The organism is Marinomonas aquimarina (assembly GCF_900089755.1).
In the GTDB taxonomy this organism is placed as follows: domain Bacteria; phylum Pseudomonadota; class Gammaproteobacteria; order Pseudomonadales; family Marinomonadaceae; genus Marinomonas; species Marinomonas aquimarina.
Genome location: NZ_FLOC01000005.1, coordinates 37,288 through 55,162, shown reverse-complemented (window position 1 = coordinate 55,162; position 17,875 = coordinate 37,288). Strand labels below are relative to the sequence as shown.

Annotated in this window: 15 protein-coding genes; 9 read left to right on the top strand and 6 right to left on the bottom strand. The window is 49.1% G+C overall.

The window, feature by feature from the left end; genetic code table 11:
* Window positions 1–36 precede the first annotated feature (36 nt).
* The 7 genes from MAQ5080_RS05580 to MAQ5080_RS05550 all read left to right on the top strand — a co-directional run bounded on the left by MAQ5080_RS05580 (window position 37) and on the right by MAQ5080_RS05550 (window position 8,274).
* Window positions 37–351, top strand: coding sequence for an SCP2 sterol-binding domain-containing protein (locus MAQ5080_RS05580; protein WP_067206710.1), 315 nt, complete (start codon window positions 37–39; stop codon window positions 349–351).
* Window positions 352–431: 80 nt separating this feature from the next.
* The gene (locus tag MAQ5080_RS05575) at window positions 432–2,114 is read left to right on the top strand and encodes an AMP-binding protein (protein ID WP_197464563.1); all 1,683 of its coding nucleotides are present in this window, start codon (window positions 432–434) and stop codon (window positions 2,112–2,114) included.
* Window positions 2,115–2,213: 99 nt separating this feature from the next.
* Window positions 2,214–2,966, top strand: coding sequence for an enoyl-CoA hydratase-related protein (locus MAQ5080_RS05570; protein ID WP_067206707.1), 753 nt, complete (start codon window positions 2,214–2,216; stop codon window positions 2,964–2,966).
* A 283-nt stretch (window positions 2,967–3,249) separates the two neighbouring features.
* A complete protein-coding gene (gene fadB, locus MAQ5080_RS05565) occupies window positions 3,250–5,400 on the top strand; it encodes a fatty acid oxidation complex subunit alpha FadB (protein WP_067206705.1) in 2,151 nt (716 codons plus the stop codon).
* A gap of 26 nt (window positions 5,401–5,426) precedes the next feature.
* Window positions 5,427–6,602: an acetyl-CoA C-acyltransferase FadA gene (gene fadA, locus MAQ5080_RS05560; protein WP_067206702.1), complete on the top strand. Its 1,176-nt coding sequence runs from the start codon at window positions 5,427–5,429 to the stop codon at window positions 6,600–6,602.
* A 90-nt stretch (window positions 6,603–6,692) separates the two neighbouring features.
* Window positions 6,693–7,148 (top strand): hypothetical protein, encoded by a 456-nt coding sequence (locus MAQ5080_RS17200; protein WP_082861023.1) that lies wholly within the window; start codon window positions 6,693–6,695, stop codon window positions 7,146–7,148.
* Entirely contained in the window at window positions 7,141–8,274 is a 1,134-nt protein-coding gene (locus tag MAQ5080_RS05550; RefSeq protein ID WP_067206698.1) for a GGDEF domain-containing protein, read from the top strand. The genes MAQ5080_RS17200 and MAQ5080_RS05550 overlap by 8 nt, the downstream gene beginning before the upstream one ends.
* Here the strand turns inward: MAQ5080_RS05550 and MAQ5080_RS05545 are convergent.
* Window positions 8,271–8,738 carry a hypothetical protein gene (locus MAQ5080_RS05545; protein WP_067206696.1) on the bottom strand — a complete coding sequence of 156 codons (468 nt, stop codon included), beginning with the start codon at window positions 8,736–8,738 and terminating at the stop codon, window positions 8,271–8,273. The genes MAQ5080_RS05550 and MAQ5080_RS05545 overlap by 4 nt on opposite strands.
* 211 nt (window positions 8,739–8,949) lie before the next feature.
* Between MAQ5080_RS05545 and MAQ5080_RS05540 the strand changes: the two genes are divergently transcribed.
* Window positions 8,950–9,357 (top strand): GFA family protein, encoded by a 408-nt coding sequence (locus MAQ5080_RS05540; protein ID WP_067206694.1) that lies wholly within the window; start codon window positions 8,950–8,952, stop codon window positions 9,355–9,357.
* 44 nt (window positions 9,358–9,401) lie between these two features.
* Here MAQ5080_RS05540 and MAQ5080_RS05535 read toward each other — a convergent pair whose 3' ends face one another.
* From MAQ5080_RS05535 to MAQ5080_RS05520, 4 genes are all read right to left on the bottom strand, one after another.
* The gene (locus tag MAQ5080_RS05535; RefSeq protein ID WP_067206691.1) at window positions 9,402–10,148 is read right to left on the bottom strand and encodes a siderophore-interacting protein; all 747 of its coding nucleotides are present in this window, start codon (window positions 10,146–10,148) and stop codon (window positions 9,402–9,404) included.
* A gap of 146 nt (window positions 10,149–10,294) precedes the next feature.
* Complete coding sequence (locus tag MAQ5080_RS05530) at window positions 10,295–11,758, bottom strand: diguanylate cyclase domain-containing protein (RefSeq protein ID WP_067206689.1); 1,464 nt, start codon at window positions 11,756–11,758, stop codon at window positions 10,295–10,297.
* 210 nt (window positions 11,759–11,968) lie between these two features.
* Window positions 11,969–13,777: a sodium-extruding oxaloacetate decarboxylase subunit alpha gene (gene oadA, locus MAQ5080_RS05525; protein WP_067206686.1), complete on the bottom strand. Its 1,809-nt coding sequence runs from the start codon at window positions 13,775–13,777 to the stop codon at window positions 11,969–11,971.
* 23 nt (window positions 13,778–13,800) lie between these two features.
* Window positions 13,801–15,216 carry an acetyl-CoA carboxylase biotin carboxylase subunit gene (locus MAQ5080_RS05520; RefSeq protein WP_067206683.1) on the bottom strand — a complete coding sequence of 472 codons (1,416 nt, stop codon included), beginning with the start codon at window positions 15,214–15,216 and terminating at the stop codon, window positions 13,801–13,803.
* A gap of 141 nt (window positions 15,217–15,357) precedes the next feature.
* Here MAQ5080_RS05520 and MAQ5080_RS05515 point away from each other — a divergent pair, with 141 nt between their 5' ends.
* Window positions 15,358–16,302 (top strand): LysR family transcriptional regulator, encoded by a 945-nt coding sequence (locus MAQ5080_RS05515; protein ID WP_067206680.1) that lies wholly within the window; start codon window positions 15,358–15,360, stop codon window positions 16,300–16,302.
* Here MAQ5080_RS05515 and MAQ5080_RS05510 read toward each other — a convergent pair.
* A complete protein-coding gene (locus MAQ5080_RS05510) occupies window positions 16,299–17,798 on the bottom strand; it encodes a glycosyl hydrolase family 79 N-terminal domain-containing protein (protein ID WP_082861022.1) in 1,500 nt (499 codons plus the stop codon). The genes MAQ5080_RS05515 and MAQ5080_RS05510 overlap by 4 nt on opposite strands.
* Window positions 17,799–17,875: the final 77 nt, after the last annotated feature.

The following is a 17,875-nucleotide window of genomic DNA, read 5'->3' as shown; positions in this document are numbered from 1 at the left end:
CACCATAATAGTTAAACAGAATGAGAGGGTAGCAATATGGGTACAGCAAAAGACATCTTCGATACTATGATTAATCGCTTCGATCCCATCGCTGCAAGCGAGATGGATGCTATATTTCAGTTTGAGCTAGACGATGCTGAGCCCTACTTTGTCACCATCAGTGATGGCAGTGCGGTGGCAGAGCAAGGTGAGCACGACGACGCAACGGTGACCTTAGGCATGGACACAGCAACACTGTCTGAGGTGATGACTGGCGAATTAGACGGCATGCAGGCATTTATGCAGGGCAGAATCCGTGCCGATGGTGATATTATGTTGGCTACAAAACTGACGCAAATATTCCCAGTGTGATGAACTTTGCCAGTTATATGGCATCACAGAATTAGACATTTGTAATCTCTCCATATAACGACAATAACGGAGACTTTTTTATGCAGAACAACGATGTAGCAGTATCCATGGATTATGAACCGGGCACCTATATACCTGACCAGCTTAACCCTAAAGGGTTTGAATCCGTTATTGATGTATTGACGGAGGCTTGTCAGAAGTTTGCCGACTTGCCAGCTTTTACCAGCGTTGGGCGAACCATTAGCTACGCTGAGCTAAAGCAAAAAGCCGATGCTTTTACCGCGTATTTGCAACGGCACACCGATTTAAAACCAGGGGATCGCATCGCGGTTCAGCTGCCGAACGTCGTGCAGTTTCCGGTGGTGGTATTTGGCGCCATGCAGGCTGGGTTGGTTGTGGTGAACACCAACCCCCTGTATACCCCCCATGAGCTTGAGCACCAATTTAATGATGCGGGCGTCAAGGCCGTTGTGGTGTTTGCCAATATGGCTGCCAATGTCGAAAAAATTCTCTCAAAGACATCGATAGAGCATGTCATTGTCACGGAAATCGCGGACTTTCATGCGCCGGTTAAACGCCTATTGATTAACTCGGTGGTGAAATACGTTAAGAAAATGGTGCCGGCTTATCATTTGCCGCAAGCGAAATCACTGAATGAGGCGCTGGCGCTAGGAGCTCAGCATGCGCCTGATATTGTTGCGTTAAAACGTACCGACTTAGCTGTGTTGCAATACACAGGCGGTACAACAGGGGTCGCGAAGGGTGCCATGTTGACCCACGCTAACCTGATTGCCAATATGCACCAGCTGAAAATTCGCTTAGATTACCTGCTTAAAGATGGTCAAGAGATCTTTATCGCGCCCTTACCTCTGTATCATATCTACGCCTTTCTGATACACGCCATGACGCTGGTTGAGTATGGCGCCCATTCTATTTTGATACCAAACCCACGAGATCTGCCAAACTTTGTTAAAGAGCTGAAAAAGTGGCGCTTTACCGGTTTTATCGGCCTAAATACCCTGTTTGCAGGCCTGTGCAACCGTGAAGACTTTAAAGAAGTGGATTTCTCAGCGTTAAAATTGACGGCTTCAGGTGGTATGCCACTGACTCATGCGGCAGCCGATCGCTGGTTTGAGGCAACCGGCTGTAGTGTCTCAGAAGGCTATGGTCTGACCGAAACATCGCCAGTAGTGGCTTTTAACCCGATCGGCAAAGAGCAGATTGGCACCATTGGCTTGGCGGTGGATTGCACCGAAGTGAAAATCATCGATGATCAGGGCAATAAGGTAGCACTCGGTGAACCTGGCATGTTGTGTGTCAAAGGGCCGCAGGTGATGCGTGGTTATTGGCAACGGGAGCAAGCGACCAAAGAAGTGATGACAGATGATGGCTATCTCATTACTGGGGACATTGCGACGCAGCAAGAAGATGGCTATTTAAGTATCGTTGATCGAGCAAAAGATCTGATTATTGTGTCAGGTTTTAATGTCTACCCGACTGAAGTCGAAGATGTGATCACGCAACACCCAAGTGTGTTGGAAGCCGCCGCCATTGGCGTTGACGATGACAAAACCGGTGAAGCAGTGAAGGTGTTTCTAGTGCTTCGAGAGGGGGCAACACTTGATGAGAAAGCCATGCACGATCTCTGTAAAGAGAATCTGGCTGCTTATAAGGTTCCCAAGCAATACGAAGTCCGTCAGGAGTTACCAAAAACCAATGTTGGTAAGATTCTGCGCCGCGCACTGCGTGAGCCAGAGCAGTAAAAAGTTATCTTGGCGCAATCAGAGCGTTTGATACCTTAGCAAACAAGATACTATCCAAGGGTAGTCATCATCAGGCAACGATTTATTGTGGAGAGCAGCATGACGGAGCACATCAGCGAAAAGGTAGAACAGGGAATTCAGATCCTTTCGTTAAACCGTCCGGAAAAGAAAAATGCGATCACCGTGGATATGTATCAGGCTCTTAGCGATGCGCTGCATCACGCCGAGCTGGATGATGACATTAAGGTGACTATCTTGACGGGGGTGGGGCCGGACTTTTCTTCTGGCAATGACATCAATGACTTTTTGGAAATCTCCCATACGCCGGAAAAAATGGCGCCAGTGATGTCGTTTCTACAAGCCCTGACGAGCTATAAAAAACCACTGATCGGCTGTGTAGAAGGCTGGGCAGTGGGGGTGGCCGCGACCATGATGTTGCATTGCGATATGGTGTTTACTGCCCGCAATACCCAGTTCGTGTTTCCCTTTGTGCAACTAGGTTTGGTGCCCGAAGCCGCGTCAAGCTTTCTACTGCCGAGAATTGTAGGCCACCAAAAAGCGTTTGAAATGCTGATGTTTGGTGAGCCCATCGATGCGGAGATGGCCTATCAACTGGGGATGGTGAATCATCTATGTGAGCCCAAGGAGTCATTGTGCTTAGCACAAAAATACGCAGAGCGGCTGTCTGAGCTGCCGAGCGAGGCGGTGTTGCTGTCTAAGGACTTACTAAAATGTCGCACCATTGATGATATTCAGATGGCGCTGATGCGTGAAGGTCGTATCTTCAAAGACCGTCTTGTTTCGAGTGAAGCTCAGGATCAGTTTCGCCGCTTCCTCAGCAAAGAGGCTTAAGCTGGTATTCTTGGAAATCTGAACTAGACTGTTAATTGTATGTAATCGTACTCCTTAATCCACCTTGGTTTTTCGACCATTTTGCGCCCTAACTTACCTTAGGGCGTTTTTGTATCTGTAACCGGTGGATGAAGGGGAGCATGGTACAAAATGTCACTAAACAGAGTCTTTTTTGTTATTGAGGAAAGACGCCATCTCTCTAAGCTTAAAGTACCTAACAGGATATCCGCGCGCATGGCGCGATCACGTGCTCATGCTAGAAAAATAAAAGGTGGAGGCGATTATGAAGTTCGAAGGAAACACACTTCGGGTAGCATCTAATGACGCAGGGATTGCAACCCTGACGTTGGATCTAAAAGACAGTTCGGTCAATAAATTTGGTGCTCAAGCACTCTCCGAGCTGGCTCAAGTGGTGACGCAATTAGGTCAAGATCAAAGCGTGAAAGGTTTGCTGATCTGCAGTGCCAAAGACGCCTTTGTAGTTGGAGCTGACATAACAGAGTTTTTGACCTGGTTCCAACTTGATGACGAGGCCTTGGCGCAGAAGTTAAGAGAAGCCCACGACATCTTTACTAACATTAGCAATCTGCCTTTTCCAACCGTCGCCGCGATCAATGGTCTAGCATTAGGGGGCGGTTTTGAGCTTTGTTTAGCCTGTGATTATCGTGTCATGGCGGACTCGGCTAAGGTGGGCTTACCGGAAACTCAATTGGGGATTTACCCTGGCTGGGGTGGCACGGTACGTTTGCCCCGTTTAATTGGTGTCGACACGGCCTGTGAATGGATTTGTGGCGGTCAGCAAAAACGCAGTGCTGATGCCCTTAAAGAAGGCGCGGTAGATGCGGTGGTGGCAGCGGCTGACGTGGTCGATTCTGCTCAGCACCTACTTGAACAGGTGTTAGCGGGGAAACTGGATTATCAAGCGCGTCGAGACGCCTTACAGGCACCGATGCAGTTCTCTCCAATTGAAAAAATGATGGTGTTTGAATCTGTACGAGCGGTGGTCGGGGCCAAAGCGGGCAAACATTATCCTGCGCCCATGGAAGCCATCAAAACCATTGAGAAGGGCATCTTTCAAGCGCTCGATAAAGCCATTGAAACAGAGATTAAAGGCTTTGTGAAAATGGCCAAATCGGATGTGGCACGCTCTCTGGTCGGCCTATTCTTAAACGATCAACAGGTGAAAAAGGCGGCCTCACAGTACCGACAACATGCCACTGACATTAAGCATGGGGCGGTCTTAGGGGCGGGCATCATGGGCGGCGGTATTGCCTACCAGTCGGCTTCCAAAGGTACGCCGATCGTAATGAAAGACATTCGTCATGAAGCACTTGATTTGGGCATGAGTGAGGCGAGCAAACTGTTCGCTAAGCAAGTCGAGCGAGGTAAATTGACCACCGATCAAGCCATGCAAGGCCTCGCGAAAATCACGCCAGTGCTTAGCTATGGTGAAATGAACGATGTCGACATCGTCGTTGAAGCCGTGGTGGAAAACCCCAATATTAAGCAATCTGTGTTGGCGGAAGCCGAAGCCCAATTACGTGACGACGCGATTTTAGCGTCCAACACTTCCACCATCTCTATCTCCCATTTGGCCTCAGCATTAAAACGACCAGAGAACTTCTGTGGTATGCACTTCTTTAACCCTGTGCATCGTATGCCCTTGGTGGAAGTTATCCGCGCTGAAAAAACCTCGGATGAGACGATTGCCAAAACCGTTGCCTATGCTCAAGCGTTAGGGAAAACCCCAATAGTCGTTAACGACTGCCCTGGCTTCCTTGTGAATCGTGTGCTGTTTCCTTACTTCTCCGGTTTTTCTGCGCTGCTAAAAGATGGCGCTGACTATCAGGTCGTGGACAAGGTGATGGAGCGCTTTGGTTGGCCTATGGGGCCTGCGTATTTATTGGACGTGGTGGGCATTGATACCGCGTTCCACGCCGATCAAGTGATGGCGCAGGGCTTTCCTGATCGCATGGGGCACGAGGGCGAAAACGCCATTGATCTGTTTTATGAGTTGAAGCGCTTCGGTCAAAAGTCTGGCATGGGCTTCTATCTCTACGAGCAAGACAAAAAAGGTAAACCTAAGAAACTAAAATCAGAAGAGTCTGTGAAGTTGTTACAAGGCTTGCATGGCGAGACGAATGATCTCGCTGAAGAGGAGATCATTGCTCGTATGATGATTCCACTGTGCATCGAAACCTCTCGTTGTTTGGAAGAAAATATTGTCGCGACGGCGGCAGAAGCAGACATGGGCTTGGTGTATGGCATTGGCTTTCCTCCTTATCTAGGAGGGGCGCTGCATTATATGGATGAAATGGGGGTAGCCGCATTTTGTGACTTGGCGGATCAATATCAGCACCTTGGCAAGTTGTATCAACCGACTGACAAGATGCGCGAGATGGCTGCTCAGCAACGTCGTTATCACCCATATTAATCCCAAAGGAAGAGAGGAGTTTGATTATGAAGTTCCATCCAAATGATGCTGTTATTGTCGATGCCGTTCGCTCTCCAATGGGGAAATCTAAAAATGGCGCGTTTCGCCATGTGCGTTCAGAAAATTTGTCGGCCAATCTAGTTCGCGCTTTGCTGACACGTAATCCTGAGGTCGATCCTGCTACGATCGAAGACTTGATCTGGGGTTGTGTTAATCAAACCCTAGAGCAAGGCTTTAATATGGCGCGTGCGGTGGCCTTGCTTGCCGGTATGCCTGTCACAACCTCTGCACAAACGGTTAACCGTCTGTGTGGCTCGTCCATGTCCGCTATTCACACGGCGGCACAAGCCATTATGCTAGGGCAAGGAGACACCTTTATCGTCGGCGGGGTTGAGCATATGGGGCATGTGCCCATGATGCATGGTGTAGACGTTAACCCTGAGTTGTCAAAATACATGGCAAAGGCTTCTATGATGATGGGCGTAACGGCAGAAATGCTGGGTAAAATGCATGGTATTTCCCGTGAGGCGCAAGATGAGTTTGCGTTACGTTCCCATCAAAAAGCGCACGATGCCACGCTTAATGGCCGTTTTGCCAAAGAGCTCATTCCAATGGAAGGGCATGACAGTGCTGGTAATAAAATTCTATTGGAAATAGACGAAGTGATACGTCCTGAAACGTCATTGGAAGGCTTAGCTAGTTTGCCAACGGTGTTTATGCCCAAAGGTGGGACCGTGACAGCAGGTTCCTCGTCGGCGTTGTCTGACGGAGCCTCGGCGTTACTGATGATGTCTGCAGCGAAAGCCGATGAGCTTGGTTTGACGCCGATCGCGCGGGTGAAAAGCATGGCGGTTGCTGGCTGTGATCCGGCTATTATGGGCTATGGTCCAGTACCGGCGACCAAGAAAGCTTTGAAACGTGCGGGGTTGTCGATTGAAGACATGGGCCTAGTGGAGGTAAATGAAGCATTTGCTGCGCAATCGCTTCCCGTGTTAAAAGATCTAAAGTTACTGGACCTTGTGGACGATAAGGTAAACTTAAATGGTGGTGCCATCGCCTTAGGTCACCCATTAGGGTGCTCAGGGGCCCGAATCGCCACCACCTTATTGAACCAAATGCTGGCCAAAGACGTACAATTTGGTTTGGCGACCATGTGTATCGGCATGGGGCAGGGGATCGCAACCGTCTTTGAGAGAGTGTAATGTAAAGGGGTTGCCGAAAGTTAGTTGATCGCTAAAAATCAGGGCGCGTTAGGCGTGTCCTGATTTTATTATTAAAAGGACTTCCCAATCATGAAAGCCATCGTAGTGTTCTGTTGTATCGGGCTAATGGCTTTAAGCAGTCATGTTTTTGCATTAACGCTGGTCAATGGTAAACAGCAAGTTGATATCAGTACCTCGCAACTATTGGCAGATGCCAATGTTAGTCATGAAATGTACGCTCCGTTTCGGCGACAAAATGTTCTTTTTGAGGGCTACATGCTGTCCGATTTCTTACAGCAAGCACTGGGGGCGCAAGTGACAGCAGCGCGTTTTATCGCCATTGATGGCTATGACCTGAGCTTACAGAATATTGATGAGCGTAGCCTAATGCTGGTGGTCAAAGAGAATGGTGAGGCGCTCACGATTCGTAATCACGGCCCGTTACGCTTAATTGAAACGGACTTAGGCGGTCGCGACCCTAAAAATATTTCTTTGTTTGATGACTGGGTATGGATGATAAAGCAAATTGAGGTCGTGGATGAATAAACCGTCACGAACCCTTAGCTTTATCAGTCTTACGTTATTATCCGTTGTCTTTACCCTCACCTTAGCACTGTTAAATACGGTGCGTTTTGATGACTCACTGCGAGCCATTTTTAATCGTGACCATGGTCTTTATGATCAGGCCTTGTCGGAACGTTCACAAAGCTATCTGTTAAACGTTTTGCCACTGATGGAACCCTTGCAGTCTGAGCCGAGTGACCGCGATGACTTACGCGCCAGGGCCTTGGAGCAGCTGGATCTTGCCTATGCTTACTTAAATGTCGGCCGTTACCTAGAGCGTTATGCCTGTGTCTCCATCAGTCTTGAGCAAATTTTGCTGCTACGAGAGCGGGTGGCAGAGGGCGGTAATCAGCCGTTTTTGTTTGATGAGTTGTCGCAAGTGCTGAGTTGCTACAGTCTTATTAACCGCAATCAAAATGAACTAAAAGCCAATATGATTGAGCGGGCCTTGGTGGCCTCAAGAAGCAATCAATTCTGGATGAACGTTGGCATCATCGTGGTCTATGCGTTGGCAATTATGTTGTGGTTCCTGTTAGAGCTACAGCATCGTCGTGGGCATAAGAGCGAAACGGAAAAGAAAGCCTGGCAAAACCGTGCTATGACGGATCACCTGACGTCCACCTACAACCGTATGGCCTTGCATGAGAGCTTAGAGAACCTAGTCAGTGAGTGGCCGGATAGTCAAAACACGGTAGGCTTGGTGTTTTACGACATTGATCACTTTAAGCAGTTTAACGATACCTTTGGCCATGTCGCCGGTGATGATGCCCTACGAGATGTCACTGCGGCAGTCAATGCATTATTACCGGGTCATACTGAGCATTTTCGTTTTGGTGGTGAAGAATTTTTTATCGTCAATCACGGTCAAAGCCACGCCGAAGTGGTGAAGTTAGCTGAGCAAATGCTGGCCGCCGTGCAGGATTTAAATATCCATCACCCCAAAAGCACCACAGGCATACTCACGGTCAGCGTGGGGGTGTATATGTTGGAGCAACGCGAGTATTCAGTGGATGAGTTGATCAAAAAAGTAGATCAACTGCTATATGTTGCCAAACAACATGGCCGCAACCGCGTCGTCGACGAATTTGTGAGTCATGAAGAAGCCTAGCTGATGTGATGTTTCAGCTTTAAGGCTTCGCGGTCAGCGTGGTGTTGCTGCTTCAGCTTAGTGAGCAGGCATTGCGCACTTTTCTTAGCCTGTTGTAGTAGTTGGGCGGTTTTTACGTTTTGCTCGTATTCATCGAGCACGTCGTCGACCTTGTCTTGATAGTCTTCTTCCAGCGCATGTAAGGCCAGATAATACTCGTTAAAGGCCTTTGAAATGTCAGTTTTGTAAGCGACATGCTGCATGTCTGAAGACTGGGGATGAAGTGCACCTGAGGTGTGCCAATGCACTTTTAGGGCGGTCGTATCGCGATCAAGCTGAATTTCGTTGGCTGAATGTACTGCATAAGAAGGAGCATTACGCGCAGCATTGTTATCGGTTTCAGCACTGGCTGAGGGGTGAAACAGCGAGAGCATGAGCAGCGATGACAAAGAGCCTAAGTGCTTTTTGCGAATGATGATCTTCATAAAGGCTCCTGTTTAATCTGATGCTGTTTTATTCGAGAATAATGGAAAGGCTTGGCATTGAGCAATGACCAATATTTGTTTTGCACACTGTTGTGCAAATTGCCTATTAAGCAGTCAAATACTAGGGGAAAGTAGGCATCGGGTTCCTTAAACGCTGTTTGTTTCCAGCGCTACATTAATGTGTGTTTCACTTGTAGAGGTATAGTCTGTTATGCAATATCCAATCTCTGGTAGCTGCCAATGCGGTGGTGTCACTTATCGCCTGTTGGCAGCCCCGAAAATGGTGGTGGCCTGTCACTGTAAGGAGTGTCAAAAACTCTCAACCAGCGCATTTAGTATTACGGCCATGGTGGACGCCGCAGATCTAGATATCCAAGGGGCGTTGCAAGATTGGTCGCGTAAAGCTGAAAGTGGTAACACTTCGGCCGCCAAATTTTGTCCAACCTGTGGCAATCGTATTTACCATTATGACCCAGCTAACCCTTCTGCGATCAAGCTTAAGCCCTCAAACCTCAGTGATACTCGTATCATTCAGCCGACGGCTCATGTATGGGTCAGTGAAAAGCAGGATTGGTATCAAATTCCTGAAGGCGTGAAGGTGTTTGACAAGCAGCCGTAAATAACAGGTTCAGCGCTTGCTTGAGCAGCACTGAACCTGCACCATTAGGCCGCTTCGTTATCGTCTAAATCTTGGCGCTTTTCGACTTTGTGCTGGTCTTCATTCAAGCCATGTTTCCAGTAGCTTGAGACATAAAGATTGCCTTTACTGACCTCATCACGCCCTTTGAAGTAAGCACGTAGGGCACGCATTGAGCTGAATTCACAGGCGGCCCAAATCGCCACATCGCCTTCCAGCCAAGACAAGGCTTTAACGTGTTCAAGTAGCGATTGGCTGTCTGCTCCAGGGTGGGCATTAACAATCCAGCGTAGTTCGACACCTTCAGGCTTAGACAGCGTTTGGATATCATCGTCACTTTGCACTTCTAAAATAGCGTAACCGCGCGTATCACTTGGCAGCTGCGCCAAGTTAACGCTGATCGCAGGCAGCGATGTCATGTCACCAACAAAAATCATCCAATCGGCGTCTTCAGAGATCAGCTTCTTAGGACCTGGCCCTCCCACTAAGATTTCATCGCCCGCTTGTGCGTGTAGGGCCCAATGACATGCCACACCTGAATCACCATGAATGGCAAAATCAATGTCCAGCTCATCAGAGCGTTGTTGGCGGATGGTGTAGGTGCGCATCAAGTGTTTGCCATCGGTAGTGGGAAACATCAGTTTGACGTAACCACTTTCTTGATGTTCAGGGAAGTCGGCTAAGCCATCGCCACCCAGTGTGACTCGAAGCATATTAGTGGTGACAAATTCTTTGCGCAGAACCTTAAGTAGGCGTGGTGTGGGCTTGGCCATGTCCTCTCCTGTGTGTTGTATTTGTTAAGTGAGAATGGCTATCAATGTATATTAGAGGGTGCTCAAAAGCAATGAAACGCACTGTTGCATTTTAGTGCCTTAATACCATGTTAGGGCACTAAATGAGGTGGTGTATGCCTTCTGTTCTAGCCTTCCCACTGGATAAGGTGGACATTGTGGCCGTTATGATTCTTCTTCGCCTGATACATGGCTTTGTCGGCTTTTGAGATAATTTTAGTGGTATTGGACTGTTTACCTGTAAAGGTGGTGATGCCGATGCTGGCATCAATATAGAGGATCTCACTGCCCACATAGTAGGGCGCCTTTAAGGATTCAACCAAGTATTCCGCCTTGGCGATAGCGCTTTCTTCATCGCGTATATTTTGCAGCAGTAGAATGAACTCATCGCCACCGTAACGGGCAATGTGGAAGCTGTCGCTGACAAATTGCTTCAAGCGAAAGCCTACTTCTCGAAGGATCATGTCGCCCTTATTGTGACCAAACGTATCGTTGATTTGCTTGAAGTTATTCAAATCTAGAAACATTAAAGCGTATAAGTGATCGCTGCACGCAAGCTGATTTTGCTGGTTGAAATGCTCTTCAAACGCCATACGGTTGTCTAAGCCTGTGAGAGGGTCTTTATAGGCAAGGCTAGACAGCTGCTCGCGCTCGGCAAAGTCTTCACTGACATCTTCGATGCGCCATACTATCAAGTGCTTGTCGTCTTGATAGGCGCTGGTTTTCTCGACTTTCACAATGGCGCGATGGGTGGCCAGAAAAGACAACTGCCAGATGCCTTGCTTATCGGGGTAGGGAATGATCAGGTCTTCTATCTTATGTTGTGCCGCGCTGTCTAAATCCAAGCCTAGCAGTGCGGTAAACTTAGGGTTGGCTTGAATAAGATGGCCTTGATCATCAGTGAACACCATCGCCGAAGGCATGCTGTTCAATAACGAGTCGATCAAAGACTGTTCCTGTTCCAACGCTTGTAGACGCAGGCGGTATAACCAAAACGCGGCAACGAAATTGAGCATGCCCAAAATAAGTGCAATGGTCTGTAGTAAGCGGATTTGCCCGGTTTCATAACGGGCTTGGGTTTCAATCGCCAGCGCCAGCTCATTCATGTAATTCAACAGTAGAGTGCTTTGTGCATCCAGTCGTTGGTTGATACGTAAAAACAGCTCAGCCGTTGGTGTCTTGGTATAGTTGTTTAAATCCTGCCGCATCGGCACCCAAGTGCCCCACGCTTTTTCAACAAGCTCAAAATAATGACGGTTGTTAAACGTGTTGAGAGTAACAAGGTTGCCATCGGTATCAAGGGTGGTGCCCCCCATGCGAAATGCATTCAAGGTGCGATCAAACAAATTGACTGTTTGACTCAGTTTTTCGCGTAAGTCAGGTGTCGCAGCCCCTGGTGGTGCGTAAAGAAATTCCTTGACCATTTTCTGGGATAGCATGCGTTGGCGGCCCGCTAGGTTGAGTTCTATGGTCTGGTTTTGGACCCGTTGCGTGAGCCAAATATTGAGACCCAATGCGGTGCCATCAAAGATGAAAAACAGTATCACAGCATAGGTTAAATAAGGGTTGGTTTTATTGTTTCGCCAGCTCATCCTAATTCTCCGATCGACAGTCCTGCTTATATAGTGTCGATTCAACTGCGGCTTGATAAAAACGAATAGTCGCTACTTAACTAATGGTTAAACGAAAAGTCAGTATTATATTAGAGGCAACGCAATAATTTAGCCAAGTTATAGTGGCTATTCCTGATGGGATAAAAAAAGGGGGACCAAAGGTCCCCCGAACGAACAACACACTTTAAGTTAGTGTGGAACTATCTCGATGAGGGTTTCACCCGGTGTGACACGGTCCCCCTTCGCCACATGAACGCCAGCCACTTTGCCGGCGATCGGCGCTTGAATTTCTGTTTCCATCTTCATCGCTTCGGTGATCAATACCGCTTGGCCGGCGCTCACTTCGTCGCCGACATTGACCAGTACATCGACGATATTGCCTGGCATCGCCGTGGTGATGTCGCCCGGGCCCGATGCCTTGCCGCGTTTACCACCTGACGCTGCGCCGCCGTCGTACTCGTTCAAGGATTCGAACAAGACTTCTTCTGGCATGCCATCAAGGGTTAGGTAGATGTGGCGCTTACCTGAGTTATCGCCACCGACGCCAGTGATTTCCACTTGGTAGGTTTCACCGTGTACGTCGATCTTGAATTCAGTCGACACTGGCCCTGCCGCTTTGGCTGCCCCTGCAGTAGCGATGGGCTCAAGGGCTTCTGGCACTAGGGTGCCGGCTTCACGCTGCTCGAGGAACTGTTTACCAATGTCTTGAAACATAGCGTAGGTTAGAACGTCTTCTTCGCTCTTCGCCAAAGCGCCGATGTCTTTACGTAAACGGTCCATTTCGGCGCCTAGTGCGTCCGCAGGGCGGCCTTCGATCGGCTGCTCATGACCAATGGCTTTGGTGCGAACGTTTTCGTTTACCGCTGCTGGTGGCTGACCGTAGCCGCCTTGTAGGTAGCGTTTCACTTCATTAGTGATGGTTTTGTAACGCTCACCTGCTAATACGTTTAGCACCGCTTGCGTGCCCACGATCTGTGACGTTGGTGTCACCAGAGGAGGGAAACCAAGGTCTTCACGCACACGTGGGATCTCAGCAAACACTTCGCGGATACGATCCAGCGCATGTTGCTCTTTTAGCTGGTTCGCTAGGTTTGACATCATGCCGCCCGGTACTTGGTTGATCTGTACCGATACGTCTTCTTTGGTGAATTCGCTTTCAAATTGGTGGTATTTCTTACGCACTTCTTTGAAGTAGTCGGCGATCTCCGTTAGCAATTCAAGATCCAGACCTGTGTCCCATTGCGTACCTTTCAGGGCCGCAACCTGCGACTCGGTCGCAGGGTGACTGGTACCGGATGCGAACGATGAAATCGCGGTATCAATGTGTTCAGCACCGGCTTCGATGGCTTTCAATTGACACAGTGGCGCCAGACCCGCTGTCGAATGGCTGTGCACGAACAGTGGCAAATCCACATTGTCTTTGATGGCTTTGACTAGGTCGTAAGTCGCGTAAGGCGTCAGTAGTCCAGCCATATCTTTGATGGCGATCGAGTCTGCGCCCATGTCTTTTAATGCTTGTGCCTGTTCCACAAATAGGTCCAGAGTATGAACTGGGCTCGTGGTGTAACAGATCGTACCCTGTGCGTGTTTACCGGCTTTCTTAACCGCTTTGATCGCTGTCTCAAGGTTGCGAAGGTCGTTCAGTGCGTCGAAGACACGGAAGACATCGATACCGTTTTCCGCAGCTTTAGCAACGAAGGCTTCAACCACATCGTCCGCGTAGTGGCGGTAACCAAGTAGGTTTTGGCCACGTAGAAGCATTTGTAGGCGAGTGTTTGGCAGTGCCTGGCGCAATTGGCGCAGACGCTCCCACGGGTCTTCTTTCAAGAAGCGAACGCAGGCATCAAAAGTCGCGCCACCCCAAACTTCCAAAGACCAAAAACCCACAGCATCAAGCTTGTCGCAGATAGGAAGCATATCTTCAGTACGCATGCGCGTTGCAATCAAAGACTGGTGTGCATCACGCAAGATAACGTCTGTAACCTGTACTTTGCTCATTCGGTGTTCTCCTCGTTCTCTTCCTAAACTGCCGCGTGTGCCGCAATGGCTGCAGCGATCGCCAAGGCAATTTCACTTGGTGCGCGTTTGTCAGAGTAATTCAATAGCTCAGGGTGATTCGGTACGAAGCTGGTATTAAAGAAGCCGCTTCTAAACTCATCGTTTTTCAAAATTTCTTGGTAGTAGTTGGCCGTGGTCTTAACACCCTGTACGCGCATGTCTGCGAGCGCACGAGCCCCACGATCCAACGCATCTTCCCAATTCAGTGCCCACACCACTAACTTCAGACACATGGAGTCGAAGTAGGGCGGGATGGTGTAACCAGTGTAAATTGCCGTGTCGGTACGCACGCCTGGGCCACCGGGTGCGTAGTAACGGGTAATACGACCAAAGCTTGGCAAGAAGTTATTTTTAGGGTCTTCGGCGTTGATACGAAACTGCAACGCATAGCCACGGAACGAAATGTCTTCTTGGCGGTAGCTCAATGGCAAGCCAGAGGCGACGCGAATCTGTTCACGGACAATATCGACACCGGTGATCTGCTCGGTAATGGTGTGCTCAACCTGTACCCGGGTGTTCATCTCCATAAAGTAGATGTCATTGCCCGTGACAAGGAACTCAACCGTGCCCGCGTTTTCGTAGCCCACCGCTTTCGCGGCTTTGACCGCTAGCTCGCCCACGTAAGAGCGTTGCTCTGGGGTGAGCTGAGGGCTGGGTGCGATCTCGATCAACTTCTGGTTGCGACGCTGAATCGAACAATCACGCTCGTAAAGGTGAATGGCATCGCCTTGGCTGTCGGCCAAGATCTGTACCTCGATATGTTTCGGGTCGACGATACATTTTTCTAAGAAGACTTCGGCTGAGCCGAACGCTTTCGTGGCTTCTGAGATCACCCGTGGGTATTGATCGCGTAGCTCCTGTTCGCTGTCACAGCGACGAATACCTCGACCGCCACCACCGGATGTCGCCTTCAGCATCACTGGGTAACCAATGCTATTGGCTAGTACCACGGCTTCTTCGATGTCAGCAAGGTTGTCTTCAGAGCCTGGTGTGACAGGGACACCCGCGGCAATCATGCTCTTACGTGCTTGGGTTTTATCGCCCATCTTGGCGATGACGTCTGCTTTTGGGCCAATAAAGGTAATTCCGCGCTCTTGGCAGATGCGAGCAAATTCTGAGTTTTCCGATAGAAAACCATAACCTGGGTGAATCGCGTCACAGCCGGTTTCGACCGCAAGGTTCACAATACGGCGCGCATCGAGGTAGCCCGCTAGCGGGTCTTCACCCATGCTGTAAGCTTCGTCGGCACGCTTAACATGTAGCGCGTGACGATCCGGCTCTGTGAAAATTGCCACCGAGCGAATGCCCATTTCGGCGCATGCACGAACGATACGAACGGCAATCTCTCCACGGTTAGCAATCAATATTTTCTTCAGCATTATTCTCTCCATCTGCTCACATCAAGCATGGGATTTACAGTATTCGAAAGTCACATAAATAAAAAATTGATATTTTTTTGGTATACCATAAGTAATAGATTATACTTGATTTAAATGATTTATATTTCAGTAGGTTAGATAATGATTTACACGCTAGGTCAGCTTTTAAATCGCCTCACTTTTCGTCAATTGCAGGTGTTTCAGGTGGTGTTTCAAAAGCTAAGTTACTCCAAAGCGGCAGAAGAGTTGGGTTTAACGCAACCGGCGGTGAGTGCGCAGATGAAGCAATTGGAAACCGCCCTTGGTCAGCCTATGTTTGATTACGTGGGTAAGCAGCTTTATGTCACCCCAGCGGGGGCGCAACTTGAGCGCGTGGTGCGTGAGATTTTCAGTGACTTGGAAACCTTGCAAATGGACTTGTATCAGCTCGAAGGACAATTGCGTGGGGAGTTACGCCTCTGTGTGGTCAGTTCGGCCGAGATCATAGTGCCGTATTTGCTAAAGGGTTTCTTAGAAAAGTACCCGCAAGTGGAGGTGCGCTTAAATGTGTTTAACCGTACTAACGCCACCGACCGTTTGCTGCAAAACCAAGACGACATTGTCATTACAGGCATTGTGCCGGATACCCGTTTACTCAGTCGTCAGCCGTTTTTTGATAACTTACTGGTGCCAGTGGTAAAGGCCGATCATCCGATTTTGACAGCGGAAAATATCACGCCACAGCGGTTTTTTGACGCGGGCTTTTTGCAACGGGAGCAGGGCTCTGGCTCCCGTGGTGCGATTGAAGGCTTTTGCAAAGACCTTAGATTGCAGTTAAAACCCGTATTGGAGTTAGGCTCCAATGAATCCATTAAACATGCCATTTTAGCGGGCTTAGGGGTGTCCCTGTTACCGCTGGCCAACGTCATCACCGAGCTGAAGATGGGCTCATTGGTGAAGCCTACGATTAAAGGCTTTCCGATCAAACGCAGCTGGTGTGCGGTCTACCCCAGTAGTAAACAGCCCACTCCCGTGATGCAGGCCTTTTTAGAATATCTACGCGATGAAGGTGACGCCTGCTTAAAACAAGAGTTTAGCTTTGTTTAAAAGACACCTTCGCCGAAAAAGGCCTCTTCTTCTGCTTCTAGGTCGGTAAACGTCCAGAAGTTAATGCTGTATGGGGCGACCAGATCCAGTTTGGGTAATTTGGGAAAGTCTTTTAGACGTACTTTGCCTTTACGAAACTTTGGAATAATGCCGTTGATCAAGACCTTCTTACTGGTTAACGAGTCGGCGGTGATTTCGTAGCGCTTCTTTGGTGTACCAAAGGATTGAAACTTCAATCGGTGTGGCTTGTTGGTCATATTGATGATCAACAGGGTCATGCGATTCTGTTTGTGGCCGCCGTGGCAATAGACGATCAAATCAGGATTTTGGCAGCTTACTTGATAGACCTGTTGCCCCATCAAACGCTTCCAGAGCCAGCTGACCCAAAAATCAGGGTTAGGTTTTAAGCTTTCCCGTTGAATCAAACCGTAGTCACCGCCGATCAGCGACTGACGTACCATCACCTTTTGCCCAAGCTTGGCGCCGCGGCCGAGTTGATCCGCCCACCAGAAGCTCGATGCAAAGCGATCGGACAGTTTCGGTTGGCCACCGCATTGGGCTGAGCCGGATTCGCCGGTCCACAGCTCGGCCTGCGGCTGAAAGCGTTGGCGATAAGCTTCCAATTTGTTGGAAAACTGCTCGAAGTCTTGCAAAGAGCGTTGGTCCAATAGCTTCTCAATGCGCGCAGTGCGCGTACGAATCGGCGAACGTTGGCTTTGAAATGGGTAATAATGCCAATCGACGATGTCCAGTTGACCTTCTAATTGTTCCAAAAAGCCCGGGGTAATATTGGAAAGATACTTAATGGTTTCGCCTAAATAGGGCCAAAAGGCACTGCCGGGGCCAGCGATGCGGCTATCTGGGCTTAGCAAGCGTACCTGATTAATAAAGCGCTGGTAGTCGAGCACCAGCTGTTTGGTGCGCGGTTGCGCCGATAGGCCATGAAAGGCCCAATAGGCATTCAGTTCGTTGCCCAATTCACACACATCAATCGTGACGCCGCGATCTAAAGCATGCTGCAGCAGGGCGGCACTGTCAGCGCCGTTCCATTTACCGTGCTGTTTACGATCGAAGGCGCCGTATTTGAAGGTAAACATAAACTTCAGTTGATGCTGTTTGATAAAGTCCAGCAAGCGGTTCCAAATGGCTTCACTGAGTTCCGGCTCTTTCTCGTGGGGCAATTCATGAGAACAGAAATAGTGGATGGTGTCCGCTTCTGAGCCACCCACACGCAAATAGGCTGGCTTAAGATGCTCCACATATTGGCTGAGCTTTGGGTGATTCAGCTCCAATGGCGGTACGCGGTTGGTGCCTAGTCCTCGGCTTGACGCGTTACTGCCTTCCCACCATTGGCCGCCGATGATCAAGGAAATATCAATCGAAAAAGACAAGTAGCAGGGATCCACTTGGTGAATGGGTTGTTCTTGTTCGAGCTTGATCAAATTGATCGACTGCGTGCGCGGGGTGATTAAGCGACGAAACGGGTTCAGGGCCATAGCGATCTCCATTCTGATCCATCAGTTTGCCAAGGAAATATGACACTCAGGTGAAGTTGATAAGCTTAACTAATCGG